18 protein-coding genes are annotated in these 15,907 nt (G+C 32.2%); 11 read left to right on the top strand and 7 right to left on the bottom strand.

Going from position 1 to position 15,907, the window contains the following annotated elements; genetic code table 11:
• Positions 1 to 123 precede the first annotated feature (123 nt).
• From A9G12_RS01835 to A9G12_RS01795, 9 genes are all read left to right on the top strand, one after another.
• Positions 124 to 660, top strand: coding sequence for a Dps family protein (locus A9G12_RS01835; RefSeq protein ID WP_065564183.1), 537 nt, complete (start codon positions 124 to 126; stop codon positions 658 to 660).
• An 82-nt stretch (positions 661 to 742) separates the two neighbouring features.
• Positions 743 to 1,291: an NADPH-dependent FMN reductase gene (locus A9G12_RS01830; RefSeq protein WP_065564182.1), complete on the top strand. Its 549-nt coding sequence runs from the start codon at positions 743 to 745 to the stop codon at positions 1,289 to 1,291.
• A gap of 77 nt (positions 1,292 to 1,368) precedes the next feature.
• On the top strand, positions 1,369 to 2,040 hold the full coding sequence (gene mutH, locus A9G12_RS01825; RefSeq protein ID WP_065564181.1) for a DNA mismatch repair endonuclease MutH: 672 nt from the start codon (positions 1,369 to 1,371) through the stop codon (positions 2,038 to 2,040).
• A gap of 236 nt (positions 2,041 to 2,276) precedes the next feature.
• Positions 2,277 to 2,696 carry a PTS sugar transporter subunit IIA gene (locus A9G12_RS01820; protein WP_065564180.1) on the top strand — a complete coding sequence of 140 codons (420 nt, stop codon included), beginning with the start codon at positions 2,277 to 2,279 and terminating at the stop codon, positions 2,694 to 2,696.
• Entirely contained in the window at positions 2,697 to 3,188 is a 492-nt protein-coding gene (locus tag A9G12_RS01815; RefSeq protein ID WP_065564179.1) for a PTS system mannose/fructose/N-acetylgalactosamine-transporter subunit IIB, read from the top strand.
• Between the two features lie 29 nt (positions 3,189 to 3,217).
• Positions 3,218 to 4,036, top strand: a complete 819-nt coding sequence (locus A9G12_RS01810) for a PTS mannose/fructose/sorbose transporter subunit IIC (RefSeq protein ID WP_065564178.1) — start codon at positions 3,218 to 3,220, stop codon at positions 4,034 to 4,036.
• Between the two features lie 18 nt (positions 4,037 to 4,054).
• Positions 4,055 to 4,885: a mannose/fructose/sorbose PTS transporter subunit IID gene (locus tag A9G12_RS01805; RefSeq protein WP_065564177.1), complete on the top strand. Its 831-nt coding sequence runs from the start codon at positions 4,055 to 4,057 to the stop codon at positions 4,883 to 4,885.
• Between the two features lie 127 nt (positions 4,886 to 5,012).
• Complete coding sequence (locus tag A9G12_RS01800) at positions 5,013 to 6,257, top strand: zinc-binding dehydrogenase (protein WP_065564176.1); 1,245 nt, start codon at positions 5,013 to 5,015, stop codon at positions 6,255 to 6,257.
• Between the two features lie 117 nt (positions 6,258 to 6,374).
• Positions 6,375 to 7,355, top strand: a complete 981-nt coding sequence (locus A9G12_RS01795; RefSeq protein WP_065564175.1) for a sugar-binding transcriptional regulator — start codon at positions 6,375 to 6,377, stop codon at positions 7,353 to 7,355.
• 66 nt (positions 7,356 to 7,421) lie between these two features.
• Here A9G12_RS01795 and argA read toward each other — a convergent pair whose 3' ends face one another.
• The 7 genes from argA to A9G12_RS01760 form a co-directional block, all read right to left on the bottom strand.
• The gene (gene argA, locus A9G12_RS01790; protein WP_065564174.1) at positions 7,422 to 8,750 is read right to left on the bottom strand and encodes an amino-acid N-acetyltransferase; all 1,329 of its coding nucleotides are present in this window, start codon (positions 8,748 to 8,750) and stop codon (positions 7,422 to 7,424) included.
• Between the two features lie 275 nt (positions 8,751 to 9,025).
• Positions 9,026 to 10,321, bottom strand: coding sequence for an MFS transporter (locus A9G12_RS01785; RefSeq protein WP_065564173.1), 1,296 nt, complete (start codon positions 10,319 to 10,321; stop codon positions 9,026 to 9,028).
• Positions 10,322 to 10,409: 88 nt separating this feature from the next.
• Complete coding sequence (locus A9G12_RS01780; protein WP_065564172.1) at positions 10,410 to 11,609, bottom strand: MFS transporter; 1,200 nt, start codon at positions 11,607 to 11,609, stop codon at positions 10,410 to 10,412.
• Between the two features lie 301 nt (positions 11,610 to 11,910).
• Positions 11,911 to 12,423 carry a shikimate kinase AroL gene (aroL, locus tag A9G12_RS01775; protein ID WP_065564171.1) on the bottom strand — a complete coding sequence of 171 codons (513 nt, stop codon included), beginning with the start codon at positions 12,421 to 12,423 and terminating at the stop codon, positions 11,911 to 11,913.
• A gap of 208 nt (positions 12,424 to 12,631) precedes the next feature.
• On the bottom strand, positions 12,632 to 12,985 hold the full coding sequence (locus A9G12_RS01770; RefSeq protein WP_065564170.1) for an Aca2/YdiL-like domain-containing protein: 354 nt from the start codon (positions 12,983 to 12,985) through the stop codon (positions 12,632 to 12,634).
• 145 nt (positions 12,986 to 13,130) lie between these two features.
• Positions 13,131 to 13,958, bottom strand: coding sequence for a shikimate dehydrogenase (gene aroE / locus A9G12_RS01765; RefSeq protein WP_065564169.1), 828 nt, complete (start codon positions 13,956 to 13,958; stop codon positions 13,131 to 13,133).
• A 277-nt stretch (positions 13,959 to 14,235) separates the two neighbouring features.
• Complete coding sequence (locus tag A9G12_RS01760) at positions 14,236 to 15,135, bottom strand: LysR family transcriptional regulator (RefSeq protein WP_065564168.1); 900 nt, start codon at positions 15,133 to 15,135, stop codon at positions 14,236 to 14,238.
• 293 nt (positions 15,136 to 15,428) lie between these two features.
• On the opposite strand from A9G12_RS01760, the gene rpmB reads away from it, so the two are divergent.
• Both rpmB and rpmG read left to right on the top strand, forming a co-directional pair.
• On the top strand, positions 15,429 to 15,665 hold the full coding sequence (gene rpmB, locus A9G12_RS01755; RefSeq protein WP_065557406.1) for a 50S ribosomal protein L28: 237 nt from the start codon (positions 15,429 to 15,431) through the stop codon (positions 15,663 to 15,665).
• Between the two features lie 15 nt (positions 15,666 to 15,680).
• Positions 15,681 to 15,848, top strand: coding sequence for a 50S ribosomal protein L33 (gene rpmG / locus A9G12_RS01750; protein WP_025314526.1), 168 nt, complete (start codon positions 15,681 to 15,683; stop codon positions 15,846 to 15,848).
• The last annotated feature ends 59 nt before the right edge of the window (positions 15,849 to 15,907 follow it).

Raw genomic sequence — 15,907 nt, 5'->3', positions numbered from 1 at the left:
ATAATCATAGATTGCTAGAATAACAATGATAGCTAAAATTAACTTAATTTCATTGGACTTTAATATTGAGTTGGCGTAATTTGTAATTATAAATACTTACTATTCAATCAAAGGAGAAATGCGATGTCAAAAAGTACTACTTCTAGTAAAAAACTACAACAATCAGCTATTTTATTTCCTACCGATTTAGGTTCAAAAGCATCAAAAGATATTAGTGGTGCAATGAATTCTGTGTTAGCTGATGTATTTGCTTTATATTTAAAAACTAAAAATTTCCATTGGCATGTAAGTGGGCCACACTTCCGTGATTACCATTTAATGTTAGATGATCATGGTGAACAATTATTTGCTATGACTGATCCTATCGCCGAACGTGTACGTAAATTAGGCGGTACTACATTACGTTCCATTGGTCACATTTCTAAATTACAAAGTATTTCTGATAATAATGCTGATTTTGTTGAACCATCAGATATGCTTGCTGAGCTTTGCCAAGATAATATCAAACTAACTGCTCGCATGCGTGAAGCTCATGATATTTGTGATAAATATAATGATACAGCAACAGCGAGTCTTATCGAAGAATGGATTGATGAAACTGAAAAACGCGCGTGGTTCTTATTTGAAACTGGTCGTAAGATGGATTCATCTGGTCATTAATGTTTTCTATTGTACAAAAATATTAATCATACATAAGAGGCACAATAAGTGCCTCTTGTTTTAAGAAGAGTGAGGATAGAAAATGAGTAAAAAAATTGCAGTATTAGTCGGTAGCTTACGCAAGGATTCTTATAATTTAAAAGTAGCTAAAGTCTTTGAAAAAATTGCACCATCATCACTTTCATTACATATTATTCAAATTGGTGATTTACCTTTATATAACGAAGATATTGATACCCAAACACCGCCGCCTTCTTACACACGTTTTCGTCAAGAAGTCGCTGACTGCCAAGGCGTTATTTTTATAACACCTGAATATAATCGAGGCTTGCCTGCTGCCATTAAAAATGCCATTGATGTTGGTTCTCGTCCTTATGGTAAAAGTGTTTGGTCAAAAAAACCAGCCGCAGTTATTTCTGTTTCACCTGGTGGTATTGGTGGGTTTGGTGCTAATCATCAACTACGTCAATCATTAGTCTTTCTTGACATGCCTACCTTACAACAACCAGAGGCTTACTTTGGTGGTGTTAGCTCAGCTTTCGATGCCAATGGTAAAATAACAGCAAAGAGCCAAGAGTTTCTTTCAGCAATCATTAATGCTTATGCAACTTGGATTGAAAAATTAAGCTAAGTCACAATTATCTGCAATATACACAACTAAGATAATTTGGTTGTGTATTTAAGATAAAAAAGTTATAAAATTGCAAGATGACAAGATTTTTCCCTACTAATGAACAACAATTATTGAATCGTGCCAAATTAGCGGCAGGATATACTTTTGCTGAAATAGCAAATTATTTAGAAATGCCAATTCCTGAAAATCTAAATAAACAAAAGGGTTGGGTTGGTAATCTTATTGAAACTTTTTTAGGTGCTAATGCTGGTAGTAAAGCCGAACGAGATTTTGCTAATTTAGGCATAGAACTTAAAACAATCCCGGTTGATAAGCTGGGCCGACCTTTAGAAACTACTTTTGTTAGTGTTACACCACTAATGGCAAACCATGGTGTTATTTGGGAAACCTGTCATGTTAAATATAAATTAACCAAAGTTCTTTGGATCCCAATTGAAGGAGAAAGAACCATACCATTAGCACAACGCAAAGTGGGGTGCCCAATTTTATGGACACCAACTACAGAACAAGAGCTACAACTCAAACAAGACTGGCAAGAATTAATGGATATGATAGCCCTTGGACAAGTTGAAAAAATAACTGCCCGCTATGGTACCTATTTACAAATTAGACCAAAAGCCGCCAATGGCAAAGCATTAACAGAAGCGATTGGTGAAAATGGACAAATTATTATGACCCGCCCCCGAGGTTTTTATCTTAAAAAATCATTTACGTTACAAATTCTAAATTTAGCAGTTAAGGGGTAGTTTTATCCTTATCCTTATTTTTTAACTTTTATTATGTACCTATAAAAGATATTAAATATCTTTCTTCTCTATCAAATCTACTTAATCAAAAAACAATATATTATTTTTTCTAATTTTTTTAGAAAAAATCAAATCTATATCACAAATTAACACAAAAGTGATTTACCAAGATCATTTGTGATCATAAACTTACTTTAACATTTGTGAAATTAAATGAGAATTTGTGAAGGTGTTTTATGAATATTATTTTATCTGGTCATGGCAAAATTGGCTGTGAAATGAAAAAGAGTATTGAAATGATTGCAGGAAATTACCCTAATCTATATGCAATAACATTCGAACAAGGAGAAGGAGTTGAAGATCTTAAAGAAAAATATCTAAACATCATCAATCAATCTAAAGATGAACAATTTATTGTCATTACTGACATTTTCTCCGGTAGCCCATATAACGCTGCAACAATATTAGCAATGCAATTGGGTAATATTGAGGTCATCAGCGGTTTATCTCTTCCCCTTTGCTTAGAATTATTAAATCTTGATTTTTCTTTAATTAATATTGACAACACATTTGAACAATTAGATGAGGTGAAATTAGACTTTATCAAATCTTTCAAGGAGTTATCAAAAAATAATGTAGCCGATGAGGAGTTATAAATGATTATAAACTTAGTTCGTATTGATGACCGTTTAATTCACGGTCAAGTAACTACTGTTTGGACCAAAGAAGCAAAAGCAGAAAGAATTATTGTCGTGAGTGATGAAGTCGCACACGATGAAATACGTTCAACTTTAGTTAAACAAGCGGCCCCTCCAGGCATAAAAGTTTCAGTAATAACTATAGAGAAAGCCGCCGCGGTATATAAAAATGTTAAATATGAAAATGATACTGTTTTTTATCTTTTTTCAAATCCAACAGATGTATTACGTTTAATTGAAGCGGGAGTACCAATTAAAGATGTCAACATTGGGGGGATGTCATTTAAAACTGGGAAAAAACAGATTACTAAAGCTGTTTCTGTTGATGAAAAAGATGTATCTGCATTTAGAAAAATGAACGAAATGGGCGTTAATCTTTGTTTAAAAGTGGTTATTACTGATCCTGCTGTAGATTTTATTAAGCTTCTCGAACGAGATTTTCCATATTAACAATATGTCATAAATAAATGGGGGCGAAAATGGAAATTTCATTATTTCAAATTGTACTAATTTTTATATTTTCTTGTATTGCAGGCATGGGAAGTGTTCTTGATGAGTTTCAAACCCATCGTCCATTAATTGCTTGTACCGTAATTGGATTAATTTTAGGTGATATTAAAACCGGCATTATTCTAGGTGGTACCCTAGAATTAATTGCTTTAGGTTGGATGAATATTGGCGCAGCACAATCACCCGATTCTGCATTGGCAAGTGTAATATCTACCATTTTAGTTGTTGTTGGTAAACAAGATATCCAAACAGGTATCGCTATTGCGTTACCTGTTGCCGCTGCAGGACAAGTTCTTACTGTTTTTGCAAGAACGATTACTGTCGCATTTCAACATGAAGCAGATAACGCAGCAGAAAAAGTACAATTCAGAAAAATTGAACTTTTACACTTTAGTGCACTTTTTGTACAAGCATTAAGAGTCGCAATTCCAGCTACATTAGTTGCTATATATGTAGATGCTAACACAGTACAAAGCTTATTAAATATGTTACCGGATTTTGTTACTGGTGGTCTTGCTGTTGCTGGTGGATTTATCGTCGTAGTTGGTTATGCCATGGTTTTAAATATGATGATGGTCAAATATTTAGCACCTTTTTTCTATTTAGGCTTTGTATTAGGCGGGTACCTCAACTTTAGTCTTCTATCTTTTGGTATTTTGGGCGTTATTTTTGCCATTATTTATGTTCAATTAAATCCTAAATTTAATACATCCAAAAATAGTGAAAATACAGCAAACATGGCAACCAATAACCATTCTACCATTGCTGATGACGAATTAGATGATTAACAAATAAGGATTTTTATTATGAATGATAAGTTAAAAACTATTCAGAAAAAAGATGTTGTTAGTACGTTTATTCGTTCTAATTTTCAACAAGCATCTTTCAACTATGAACGTATTCATGCGCTAGCTTTTTGCGTCGATATGATACCTACTATAAAACGTGTCTATAAAACAAAAGAAGAACAACGGAACGCTTTAAAACGCCATCTAGCTTTTTTTAACACTACACCAGCTATGTGTGGTCCTGTTTTAGGCGTAACTATGGCTATGGAAGAAGCGAGAGCAAATGGTGCACCAATTAATGATGGAACCATTAATAGCCTAAAAATTGGTTTAATGGGACCATTAGCTGGAGTGGGTGATCCATTAGTATGGGGAACATTGCGTCCAATTACAGCGGCTCTCGGCGCATCGCTAGCCTTAACAGGTAATATTGCTGGTCCATTACTATTTTTTATTCTTTTCAATTTAGTCAGACTTGCCATGAAATGGTATGGATTAACCTATGGTTTATCTAAAGGAATTGGTATTGTGAAGGACCTATCTGGCAATATTCTACCGAAACTTACAGAAGGTGCTTCAATTCTTGGACTCTTTATTATGGGGGTATTGGTTACCAAATGGACCTCCATAAATGTACCATTAATTGTATCTCAAACCGCTGATATTAATGGCAACGAAATCACCATGACAGTTCAAGGCATACTTAATGATCTTGTGCCTGGGTTATTACCACTTGGATTAACTCTTTTAATGATGAAATTACTTAGAAAAAAAGTAAGTCCAATTACATTAATCTTTGCACTTTTTGCCGTTGGTATTCTCGGTTATAGCTTAGGCATTTTAGCTTAGAGATACAATTACTCAATAAATTTGTATAAACAAATTTATTGAGGTTGACAATATAACAACAAAAAATTTTTGAATTTATTTGCATATAAGTACTAACCAATTTTAATTTATTAGAAAAGAGGAATATATGATTACTCAAGCTGTTCGATTATATGGCAAAAAAGACTTACGTTTAGAGTCATTCGAGCTTCCGCAAATTACAAACGATGAAATATTAGTATCTGTCATTGTAGATAGTATGTGTATGTCTTCATTAAAATTAGTCAATCAAGGGGAAGATCATAAAAAAACTCCCCCTGATTTAAAAAATAATCCCATTATTATTGGGCATGAATGTTGTGGTGAAATTTTACAAGTAGGTAAAAACTGGCAACATAAATTTAAACCAGGACAAAAGTATGTAGTACAAGCTAATTTACAATTAGCTGATAGTCCTTATTGTGTTGGTTACTCCTATTCTTATACTGGTGGCTGTGCAACCTATATGATTATTAATCATGATGTATTAAAACAAGATTGTTTAATTCCTTATGAAGGAAAAACTTATTTTGAGGGTGCTTTAATTGAACCTTTATCTTGTATAATTGGCGCCTTTAACGCCAATTATCATTTAAAACCAAATAGTTATGACCATGTCATGGGAATTAAACCTGATGGCGATCTTTTAATTTTAGGCGGTACAGGACCAATGGGCATGCTAGCTATAGATTATGCACTTGGGGGCCCAATCAAACCTAAAAATGTGATTATTACTGGACGAAATAAAGAAAAAATAGAACATTTTAAAACTTTATATCCACCTCGTAATGGTATTAACATCGAATTTGTAGATGTATCAAATGCAGATAATCAATTAGCGTTATTAAAAAGTAAATCGCCTAAAAATAGCTTTGATGATGTATTTGTTTTTTTACCATCACAAGAATTAGTTCGTTTAGCATCTCAATTATTAGCTTTTGATGGCTGCTTAAACTTTTTTGCTGGGCCACAAGATAAGAATTTTATGGCTGAAATTAATTTCTATGATGTGCATTATAATTTTACTCACATTGTAGGAACCTCAGGTGGTAATACCGATGATATGCGATCTGCGGTAAAGTTAATTGAATCAGGCGCCGTAAATGTTGCAAAAATCATTTCTCATATCATGGGGATCAATAAAGCTAGTGAAATAACAAAAATTCAAGATACAATCAAAGGTGGCAAAAAATTAGTATATACACATAAATGTTTTGATCTAAAAAATTTAGAGTCTTTAACAGATTCAGCTGATGATATAACATTGAAAAAAATTCTCAATAAAAATCATGGAATTTGGTCAAAAGAGGCGGAAGATTTTATATTAAACTATTTACCTGATATTGAACCTTAATTTTTTGGTATACACAATTCACATCAAGATGTCATAATGTTATCTTTAATAAATGACACCTTGATGTTATTTATATAATAAGTTTTTAAAAGCAATAATAAACAAGATAATGCAATTATGATTAACAATAACTTTGGAACTAATGATTTTGAACAAAATAAATTACTTATTAAAATTGCACAACTCTATTATGAGGAAAATAAAACGCAATCTGAAATAGCTAAGTTAGTTAATATTCATAGATCAAGCATTAGCCGAATGCTAAAAACTATCCGTGAGTTAGGTATTGTTTCTATTTCAATTAATTATGATTTGTTACCTGATATTGCCTTAGAAGAAAAAATTCGTAAAAAATTTAGTTTAAAGCAAGTCATCGTCGTTCCCGTCAATCTTAATATTGATAACGATAATAAAAATCAAATTGTTTGTAATGTTGCTTCAAGTGTATTACTCAAAAATATTCATGACAATGATGTGATTGGGATATCGTGGGGCCGCACAATTAATTACATCGTCAACAGTTTAAAAAATGACAATAACTCATTTGCTAATATAACTATTGTACCGATGATCGGAGGACCTTCTGGTAAAATCGAAACAAAATATCACGTCAATAATATTGCCTATAAACTTTCTAATAAACTAAAAAGTAAAGCTGTTTTAATTGATTACCCCGCAATTGTTGATACAGCAAAGCTAAAAATAGAAATTGAAAAAACTCAACATATGAGAGAGTTAAATCAATGGTGGGAAGAAATAACCGTTGCTTTATTCAGTATAGGATGCCCTGCTATATCTAAAAGTTCTATTTGGTATGGTTTTTATGGTGAGCTATTCCAAAAAGTCACCGATAAAAACATCGTTGGTGATATATTATCTCGATTTTATGATAAAAGTGGTAAGGAATTAGATACACCTTTTAGTAATCAAATTATTGGTATTACCTTAGAGAATCTTAAGAAAATCCCTCTAAAAATATGTGCCACCGGTGATTCTGAAAAAATTAATAGTTTAATTGCAGCATTAAATGCAAATTATATAGATATATTAGTTATTAGTGATGAAATAGCAGATCAGTTAAATAACTATTCTATCTAGTTAAGATATTTATAATCCATATTATATAACACATTATAAATACTAATAAATAATTACTTAAATAATCTACATTAAATCAAACATCAATATTTTTGAGTTCCGCTGATAGTTATATAGTTTCTTCTTTTTGATTGGTAAATCATCTACCTCTGCCGGCATAAACCCCTTTTCTCTAAACCAGTGAATACTTCTCGTTGTCAGGACAAATATTTTTTCAAGTCCTAAGTTACGAGCGCTTTCAGCAATTTTTTCAATAAGTAAATCACCTCGAGAAGAATTACGATAATCTGGATGGATGGCAACACAAGCCATTTCGCCCATTTTCTCTTCTGGATATGGATAAAGTGCTGCACAACCAATAGTCATATTATCACGTTCTATAATAGTAAATTTATCGATTTCCATCTCTAATTGTTCACGCGAACGTTTAACTAAAATACCTTGTTCCTCTAGTGGGCGAATAAGTTCTAAAATACCACCAATATCATTGATGGTTGCTGAACGAATTTGTTCCGAATGCTCCATTGCTACTTGGGTACCAATGCCATCACGTGAGAATAACTCTTGTAAAATAGAACCATCGATTAGATAGCTAACTAGGTGACTACGTCTAACACCATTACGACAAGCTTTAGAAGCTGCACGTAAAAAACGAGCTTCACTTGATAAATGCTTACCTTGGTGTTCTTTGTTATTAACATAGTTATCAGCATCAATCGGAAACAAATCGGTGATCACATTGCCTTGTTCATCTAATACACCTTGTTCAGCGCAAAAACCGATTAATTTATCAGCCTTTAAACGAATAGCTACTTCAGCAGCAACATCTTCGGATGATAAATTGAAACTTTCACCAGTTACAGAGACACCAACGGGACCTAATAACACAATTGATCCACGCTCTAATTGTTCATCAATAGCTTCGTTATTGATACGACGGATTTTGCCTGTATGGCAATAATCAATACCATCATCGACTCCTAAAGGTTGGGCTATCACAAAATTACCACTTACTACACTAATATGAGCACCTTGTAATGGTGTATTGTTTAAGCTCATGGATAAACTAGCTGTAATATTGAGCTGTAATAATCCAGTGATTTGCTTAACAATATCTAAGGTTGTGGTATCTGTAATGCGTGTGTTTTTATAATATTTAGGTTCTATGTTATAGTTTTTAAGTGCTTCATCTATTTGATTACGTGCACCATTAACAATAACCAGTTTAATTCCAAGGCTATAAAGCAAACCGATATCACTAATAATATTTGCATAATTATTGCTTTTTAATACCGCCCCAGTTAATAAAATAACAAAGGTTTTTCCATGATGGGCATTAATATAAGGTACGGAATGCCTTAAACCTTCGACTAATTCTGTAGTTCTTTCCTTCATTTTAGATAGCCATCCTTAAATGAATATTTATTCACATTTTCTGTATTTTTATTTATTTTTAAGCTAATGGCAAGTATTTTTAAAAAATTTAAAAAGAAAAATAATTATTTTATTAATTGATAATAAACATTTTTGTAAAGATGTTTCAGGAGAGGGGCACGTTTAAGCATAAAAACCATGAAAAAGAGTATGTCATTTTTAGACACACTCTTTATAAGAAATATTATTACCTTTTCAAATAAATGCTATTTGAAGAGGCTAATAGCAACTTATCACTAAGCTTTAGCCGTTTTCTTAGGGAAACTAAATATTTTGCGATATCGAGCTAAAACGATTACCGCTAGCAAAGTACCTAAACCAGCAATAAAGGCATCGGTAAGCATTACATAACGTAAACCTAAATTAGTTGATACCCAACCGATTAAAAATGGTATAACTGCTGTTGCCACACTTGAAGAGGTAAAAAAGATACCAAGGACTTTTCCTTTACCTGATGGGAAAAATTCAGCCATTGTAGTTAATGCTAGTTGTAATACGCCACCTGCAGCAGTAAAGCCAAGTACGAAACCACCGACAATACACATAGTTGGGGTTGGATTCAAATAAAGTGCAATTAACATTAATGTAGAAAGTAATGGGTAAATAACAACTACATAAGCTGGTCTTACCAAACTTTTTACTAGTATTGAAGTTAAAAATACACTAGCGAGTGTTCCGATTCCATATGAAGAAAATGCTTGAACGGCTCCAGCAGAATCCATTCCGGCAACAGTTTGTGAAAAATCTTTTAAACAAGATGATACTAAATAGAAAGTTGCTGTCGATGTAAAACCAATCACAATAAAACAAAGCCCTTCAATCCAGAAATTGGCTTTTTCTTTCAAGAATGGAGTATCTTTAACAACTGTATCTCCACTTTTTTCTTCTTGTTCAGGAGTAATTTTATGATTAGGGAATGGCATTTTAAGAACAACAATGGCATTCAGCGCTAATATTACACAACAGAAAACGAATGACCACCCATAATAACCTTGATTCGCCATAATAATACCCATAATGATAGGTAATACTGATTGGCCTGCCGCAATTGCAGCTTTAGTTAAGATTGAGGCTGAACCTGGTGATTTAGGGAATGCTTCCATTAATGCAGGATAAGTGCCCGCATCAAGTGTTGAATTTGCAATACCACCTAATACAGCAAACATAAACGCAATTTGCACACTAGGGCTAACTAAAATACCAAGCAAAAAGCCAATATAAAACAATCCACCTAATATAATAAATGGTTTACGTCCAAATTTATCCGATAGTGTTCCCATAACAAATAACACTAATAAACGACCAACACCTAACCCCATCATGACGTTATATACACTTTGCTTAGCTTCACCAATCAGAACTGATTGTTCAGAAGTAAGTGCATCTTTTGCTATGCTGAATAAATATGCAAGTTCAGGATTAAACTGAGCAGCTAAATAGTCAATATTTAAGCCAAGAATAATTGCTCCCATTCCATGCACAAAATAATTCATATATAAACAAATTGATGTGCCCAAATATCTATTTTTCATTTATTATTTCCTATTTTTTAAATAAAAATTTTATTATTTTTAAATACCAACAATAAAATAATCTATACAAGACAAATTAAATCGCTGACTAAATCTTTTTCATATCAATAACTTTAGTAAATCTGTAATAAACAATGGAACCTAGTACAACACTAGATAAAGCGATAAAGAAATCAATTAAGATTGCATAACTCACATTAATCATAGCTAACTTTGGTACAATAAGCGGAATAACCACAAATGAAAGTCCACTGAATGTATACATACATCCCACAGCTAAGCCTTTACGAGTTGGAAATAGTTGTTGCATAACAACTAAAGTCAATTGAAGGACTCCACCTGCAGCAGTAAAACCCATGCCAATTGCTGCAATAAAGCACATTAGTGGCGAAATATTAAAATAGAAAAGAATTAATACTAATGCAGAGAGTGCCGGAAGCATAATGATACAAAACACTGGTTTTAAAAAACGTTTTACGATAAAAGCAGTTACAAATACAGAGATAATTGAAGCAGTACTATAATAGCTTATTAGTTGTTTGGCTTCGATGTCATTCATATTAACACCATGGGTCGCAATAGCAGGTAACCACTGTAAAATAATCACAAAAGTTGCCGTTGTTGTGAATCCCATAATAATTAGCAAAATACCTTCAAATCCAAAATTTGGAGTACCTTTAAAATATTCTCCAGAACCCGTGCTACCACTTATTGCGGTGTCTTTGTTTGGAAAATGTTTAGGGAAAAGTAATATTCCATTAATAACTAAATAAGTTGTAAATCCAAGAAATGCCCATCCATACCATATTTGATGAGTATCAAAGAAACCAACAATAAATGGAAGAACTAAAGTTCCCATAGAAATAAAAGCTTTAATAAGTACACTAGCCGAACCGGCGGATCCAGGAAAACATTCTGTAAGTGCAGGCATAGAACCAGTATCTAAAAAAGAATTCCCGGCACCTACGGCCATGGCTAGAAAAAATGCTATATGAATATTGGTACAAAAAGTCATTCCGACAAAGAAAATAGCATAGCAAGTCATACCAATATAAATAAATGGTTTACGCCCAAATTTATCGGATAATATTCCACCAATAAACATTAATAATATTTTACCAATCCCTATACCTGAGGCAACATAACCAAGACCAACTAAATCAGTACTAAGTTGCTTTGAAATATCGACTGAAAATTGCATAATCACAATTAAGGCAATACTTTGTATAATATAATTTGCATAAATAGAGCCGACAATTCCATAAGAATTGACTTTTTTATTATCCATTAGTAGTACTCCATATTTAAAATTAAAAATTTAGAACTTTAATTGCAGTTAATATACAAGCATCAATATTAATCTAAAAGAGATAAGTAAAACTTTATTACTAAATTTCTACATTCGTCACATTTATTTATAGATTTTATATTATTTATAAAATTAATGATATAATTATGAACAATAAACAACCTAATAGATAGAAATATTTTATAGTATTTTGTTAATTTATTCTTTTTTTATTTAATAAATAAAAAAAATACCACTGCACTGTGGTATTTAAAATAGAATAAAGTACTTACAAAATTAATTAATCTGTCAATAACTCTATTATTTGTGCAAGAATAAGATTTTCATCCTGATTCACATCGACGACATAATGTGCAGCATCATGATATAAAGGTAGGCGATCAGCGAGTACTTTTTCCATTTCATCAACAATCGATAAGCCGGTTAAAGATGGCCGTTGTGCAATATTAGGATCTTTCATTAAACGGGCAGCTAATGTTGCAGCTGGAGCAGATAAAAAAATAACAGTACCATTTTGTTTCATAAAATTACGATTATGCTCTGCCAATACCATTCCACCACCAGTTGCAATAACCCGATTCGGCTTTGTGGTATCAACCAGAATTTGACTTTCTCTTGCTCTAAAACCTTCCCAACCTTCTTTTTCAACTATTTCTGCTACTGTTTTTTGGGTTGTTTCAAGCAAATGACAATCCGTATCAATGAAAGAAAAAGATAACTTATTCGCGAGCATCTTTCCCATGGTTGTTTTTCCGGCTGCCCTTGCACCAACTAAAAAAATTGTTTCATTCATATTGGGTCCTTTCAGATTTACAGATCTCAGAATACACTGTCTATGCTAGTGACTCACTCTAATTTTTGCAACATTTTTTTTACATATTGTCATATAAAAATAAACTTCTTGATTTTATTTAATTAAATTAATCAGTTTCAATCAAACTGTGTAAATTAAAATTTACATTAACTTCAAAACTTTTTGTTAATAAATTATTCTCTAACTATTAACAAAGTTTTTCTAATCCGCGAAAATATAGTTCAGTAGCAATAGATTGATGTAATCTCCATTGAATAACATCCAAATCAGGATTTACTTTTTGAAATTCTGTATACGTCATAAAGTAACGAATAGTATTATTACCGACACGATCATTAATACTATTAATGATAATATTTACTTTTTCACTGCGAAGTTTTTTTAAATCTTGCATAGCTATATCAACGAACTCAGGAACAGGAACTACACCTTGTTCCCAATCATGCCATGTTTTGGTATCTGTTTTGCCGATGTATTCACTCGCTTCTGACACTTTTAACATAAGAAAACGTCGGTATGCTTGCAGTTCTAAGTTAGTCATATGCACTCCTTAATAATATTATTTCTTTATACAATACTTTAAAATAATATCTTTAATATTACTAAATATTGAGAAACGTTTTTTGAACTAAAAAATATTTAAAACACACCTAACTCAACAAATTAGATGTGCTTTTTATCAGTTATCATCCAGCTAAAGCATCTATAACGGCCTGTTTAGCATTATTCGAAAGTTCTTTACCTGTCCAAATCTTAAATTGCGCATTAGCTTGGCCAATAAACATATCGCGCCCAGAAATAGACTCCCAACCAGCTTGCTCTGCTTCTTGTCGAAAACGAGTGTGATAAGGAGTATACACAATATCATATGCCACTCCTTTACCTTTAAACCAAGCTTTCTCATAAGCTGTTTGATCTTCAAATTTACCTTTCATTCCTAACGGAGTTGAATTAATAATAATCTGAGCTTCAACTTTACTACGATCTTTCCAATCCACAATATTAAGATTGAATTCTTTGGCTAATGCTTCAGGTAAATCAGAAACAATATCTGTGACAGTTATATCGGTATAGCCTAAGTGTTGCAAGCCAACTACAGCTGCACGTGCAGCACCGCCAGCGCCTAGTAATAAAACCTTACGGTAATCAGCTGGTAGTTTTTTCTGCTGAAGTGGCTCCATAAAACCAATAATATCAGTATTATCACCACAAAGTTTATCTCCATCCCAATAAACCAGATTTGCTGCACCAGCTTTTTTTACATGATCACTAACATAATCTAAATAAGGAATGATGGTTTGTTTGTGGGGAATCGTGACACATAAACCACGAATATTTAATAAGCGGACAGATTTAAATAGTGTGGCTATTTCTTCCGGTGGGGTTGGGAAAGCCACTAACACTGCAGGAATACCATAATCTTGAAATGATGTAGTGTGTATTAGTGGACTCATACTATGACCAAGTGGATAACCGATAATTCCGTATATACTATATGGAGTAAACTGACTCATACTATCTCCTTGCAAAATTAGAAAATCAGACAAAATAGCTAAATTTGTAAACAATAGTATTAAAGCATATTTATTACAAAATTAAATAAATTTTTCTAAAAGGATAGAAGCATTTAATGTTTAATTTCATAACAATATGTTTATTATATAAAAATAGTTATCCATTCTTTTAGTAATGGTTTTTATACTTTCACATTTCAGTAATAGAAATAAAAATAAACTCTATAAATCAATCCTAAATATATATTACATTTTATACTCATTTATATTCTAAAATTTATCTACCAAAAATAGCATCGTCACTATACTCAATCAAAAAATGATAAAATTTTTGTGCAGCAGGTAATAATGGTCGATTTTCCATAGTAGCAATAAAAATATCTCTTTTTTGATAATTTTTATTCATAGGTACAAGTGTAACATTGAATTCTTGTGGAATAAGAACTCGTGGCATAATACCTATACCATAATTTATAGAAGCTAGTCCCATCATTGCACTCTCAGTTTCTACATGGCAGGCAATATTAGGTTGTATACCTGTTTTATTTAGCATTTCATCAATTACATTTTTCATACCACTTCTTTCTGTAAAAAGAATAAGTGGCTCATTTGCGAGATCCTTTAAATCAAGTTTTTTACGTTTAGATAAAGGATGATCATTAGATATAATAAACACGAGTTCTTGTTTAGTTAATTTTTGAAAGTAAACATCTGGCTCGTCTTGTAACCGAGAACAAATACCTATTTCATATTTTTTATTACGAAGTCCTTCAATAATATTTTGAGACATCCCTTCATAAAATGAAAATGTAATATTTTTATTTTCTGGTTGAGCGAGAAAAGCTTTAACTATTCTAGGTATGTAATTTGAACTAATAGAATAAATAAAAGCAAGCCCAATATGTCCATGAGAAACGCTAGTTAATTCTCTGACAAATTGTTCGCCTTCTGATAGCGCACTTAAAGCTTGCTCAACATAGGTCAAGTACTGTTTACCTTCCTTTGTAAGCTCAACATTACGACCACGTTTTTGAAATAATTTAATACCAACCTCTTTTTCTAATTCTGCAATAGAATGGCTTAAGCTCGGTTGACTAATAGAAAAATACTCTGATGTAGAAGTATAATGTTGCGTTTTTGCAAGTAATTGGAAATATTTTAGCTGTTTTAAATTCATATTATCTAGTGCTCTTCACTAATAAATGCAATTTACAGTATAGGAGAATTTTTAATGAAAACAACATTTGTCTACTATTTATATAAAACTTATTTTTTATCCTTATAATAAGATAATACTTGAGAATATTTGCATAAAAGCGTATACTTCGCTACCTCATTATTATGGGTGTAGTGTGAGAGGTTAGTCTGCTTCTCAGATAGAACTGCAGCAAACTAAAAGCCTGACGAGGTTAATTCCATTAACATATTACGCCCAAGGCTTAAGCATAGAAATTTCGGAGAATTATTGACATGTCACGAGTATGCCAAGTAACAGGAAAAAGTCCTTTAGTAGGAAACAATCGCTCTCATGCGATGAATGCTACTAAGCGTCGTTTTCTACCAAACCTTCAAACTCACCGTTTTTGGGTTGAGAGCGAAAAACGTTTTGTAAAATTACGTATATCAGCTAAAGGTATGCGTACTATCGATAAAAAGGGTATTGATGCAGTTTTAGCTGAACTTCGTGCCCGTGGTGAAAAGTACTAATAAGGAAACCAAATCATGGCTAAAGGTGTACGCGAGAAAATTAGATTAGTTTCTTCTGCTGGTACAGGTCATTTTTATACCACTAGCAAAAACAAAAGAACTATGCCTGAAAAAATGGAGATCAAAAAATACGATCCTGTTGTACGTCAGCATGTAATCTATAAAGAAGCTAAAATTAAATAATTATCTGCATAAGATATTAACTAGAAAACCGACGTTTGTCGGTTTTTTTGTATGCCTCA

The organism is Gilliamella sp. wkB112 (assembly GCF_001690685.1).
In the GTDB taxonomy this organism is placed as follows: Bacteria; Pseudomonadota; Gammaproteobacteria; order Enterobacterales; family Orbaceae; genus Gilliamella; species Gilliamella apicola_J.
Note: the sequence above shows the minus strand (reverse complement) of the source record. Positions and strands in the feature narration are given on the sequence as shown.

Bases quoted from the DNA above. Each gene is read 5' to 3' on its own strand.
- A9G12_RS01835 (WP_065564183.1), top strand. From the start codon at position 124: ATGTCAAAAAGTACTACTTCTAGTAAAAAACTACAACAATCAGCTATT.
- A9G12_RS01830 (WP_065564182.1), top strand. From the start codon at position 743: ATGAGTAAAAAAATTGCAGTATTAGTCGGTAGCTTACGCAAGGATTCT.
- mutH (WP_065564181.1), top strand. From the start codon at position 1,369: ATGACAAGATTTTTCCCTACTAATGAACAACAATTATTGAATCGTGCC.
- A9G12_RS01820 (WP_065564180.1), top strand. From the start codon at position 2,277: ATGAATATTATTTTATCTGGTCATGGCAAAATTGGCTGTGAAATGAAA.
- A9G12_RS01815 (WP_065564179.1), top strand. From the start codon at position 2,697: ATGATTATAAACTTAGTTCGTATTGATGACCGTTTAATTCACGGTCAA.
- A9G12_RS01810 (WP_065564178.1), top strand. From the start codon at position 3,218: ATGGAAATTTCATTATTTCAAATTGTACTAATTTTTATATTTTCTTGT.
- A9G12_RS01805 (WP_065564177.1), top strand. From the start codon at position 4,055: ATGAATGATAAGTTAAAAACTATTCAGAAAAAAGATGTTGTTAGTACG.
- A9G12_RS01800 (WP_065564176.1), top strand. From the start codon at position 5,013: ATGATTACTCAAGCTGTTCGATTATATGGCAAAAAAGACTTACGTTTA.
- A9G12_RS01795 (WP_065564175.1), top strand. From the start codon at position 6,375: ATGATTAACAATAACTTTGGAACTAATGATTTTGAACAAAATAAATTA.
- argA (WP_065564174.1), bottom strand. From the start codon at position 8,750: ATGAAGGAAAGAACTACAGAATTAGTCGAAGGTTTAAGGCATTCCGTA.
- A9G12_RS01785 (WP_065564173.1), bottom strand. From the start codon at position 10,321: ATGAAAAATAGATATTTGGGCACATCAATTTGTTTATATATGAATTAT.
- A9G12_RS01780 (WP_065564172.1), bottom strand. From the start codon at position 11,609: ATGGATAATAAAAAAGTCAATTCTTATGGAATTGTCGGCTCTATTTAT.
- aroL (WP_065564171.1), bottom strand. From the start codon at position 12,423: ATGAATGAAACAATTTTTTTAGTTGGTGCAAGGGCAGCCGGAAAAACA.
- A9G12_RS01770 (WP_065564170.1), bottom strand. From the start codon at position 12,985: ATGACTAACTTAGAACTGCAAGCATACCGACGTTTTCTTATGTTAAAA.
- aroE (WP_065564169.1), bottom strand. From the start codon at position 13,958: ATGAGTCAGTTTACTCCATATAGTATATACGGAATTATCGGTTATCCA.
- A9G12_RS01760 (WP_065564168.1), bottom strand. From the start codon at position 15,135: ATGAATTTAAAACAGCTAAAATATTTCCAATTACTTGCAAAAACGCAA.
- rpmB (WP_065557406.1), top strand. From the start codon at position 15,429: ATGTCACGAGTATGCCAAGTAACAGGAAAAAGTCCTTTAGTAGGAAAC.
- rpmG (WP_025314526.1), top strand. From the start codon at position 15,681: ATGGCTAAAGGTGTACGCGAGAAAATTAGATTAGTTTCTTCTGCTGGT.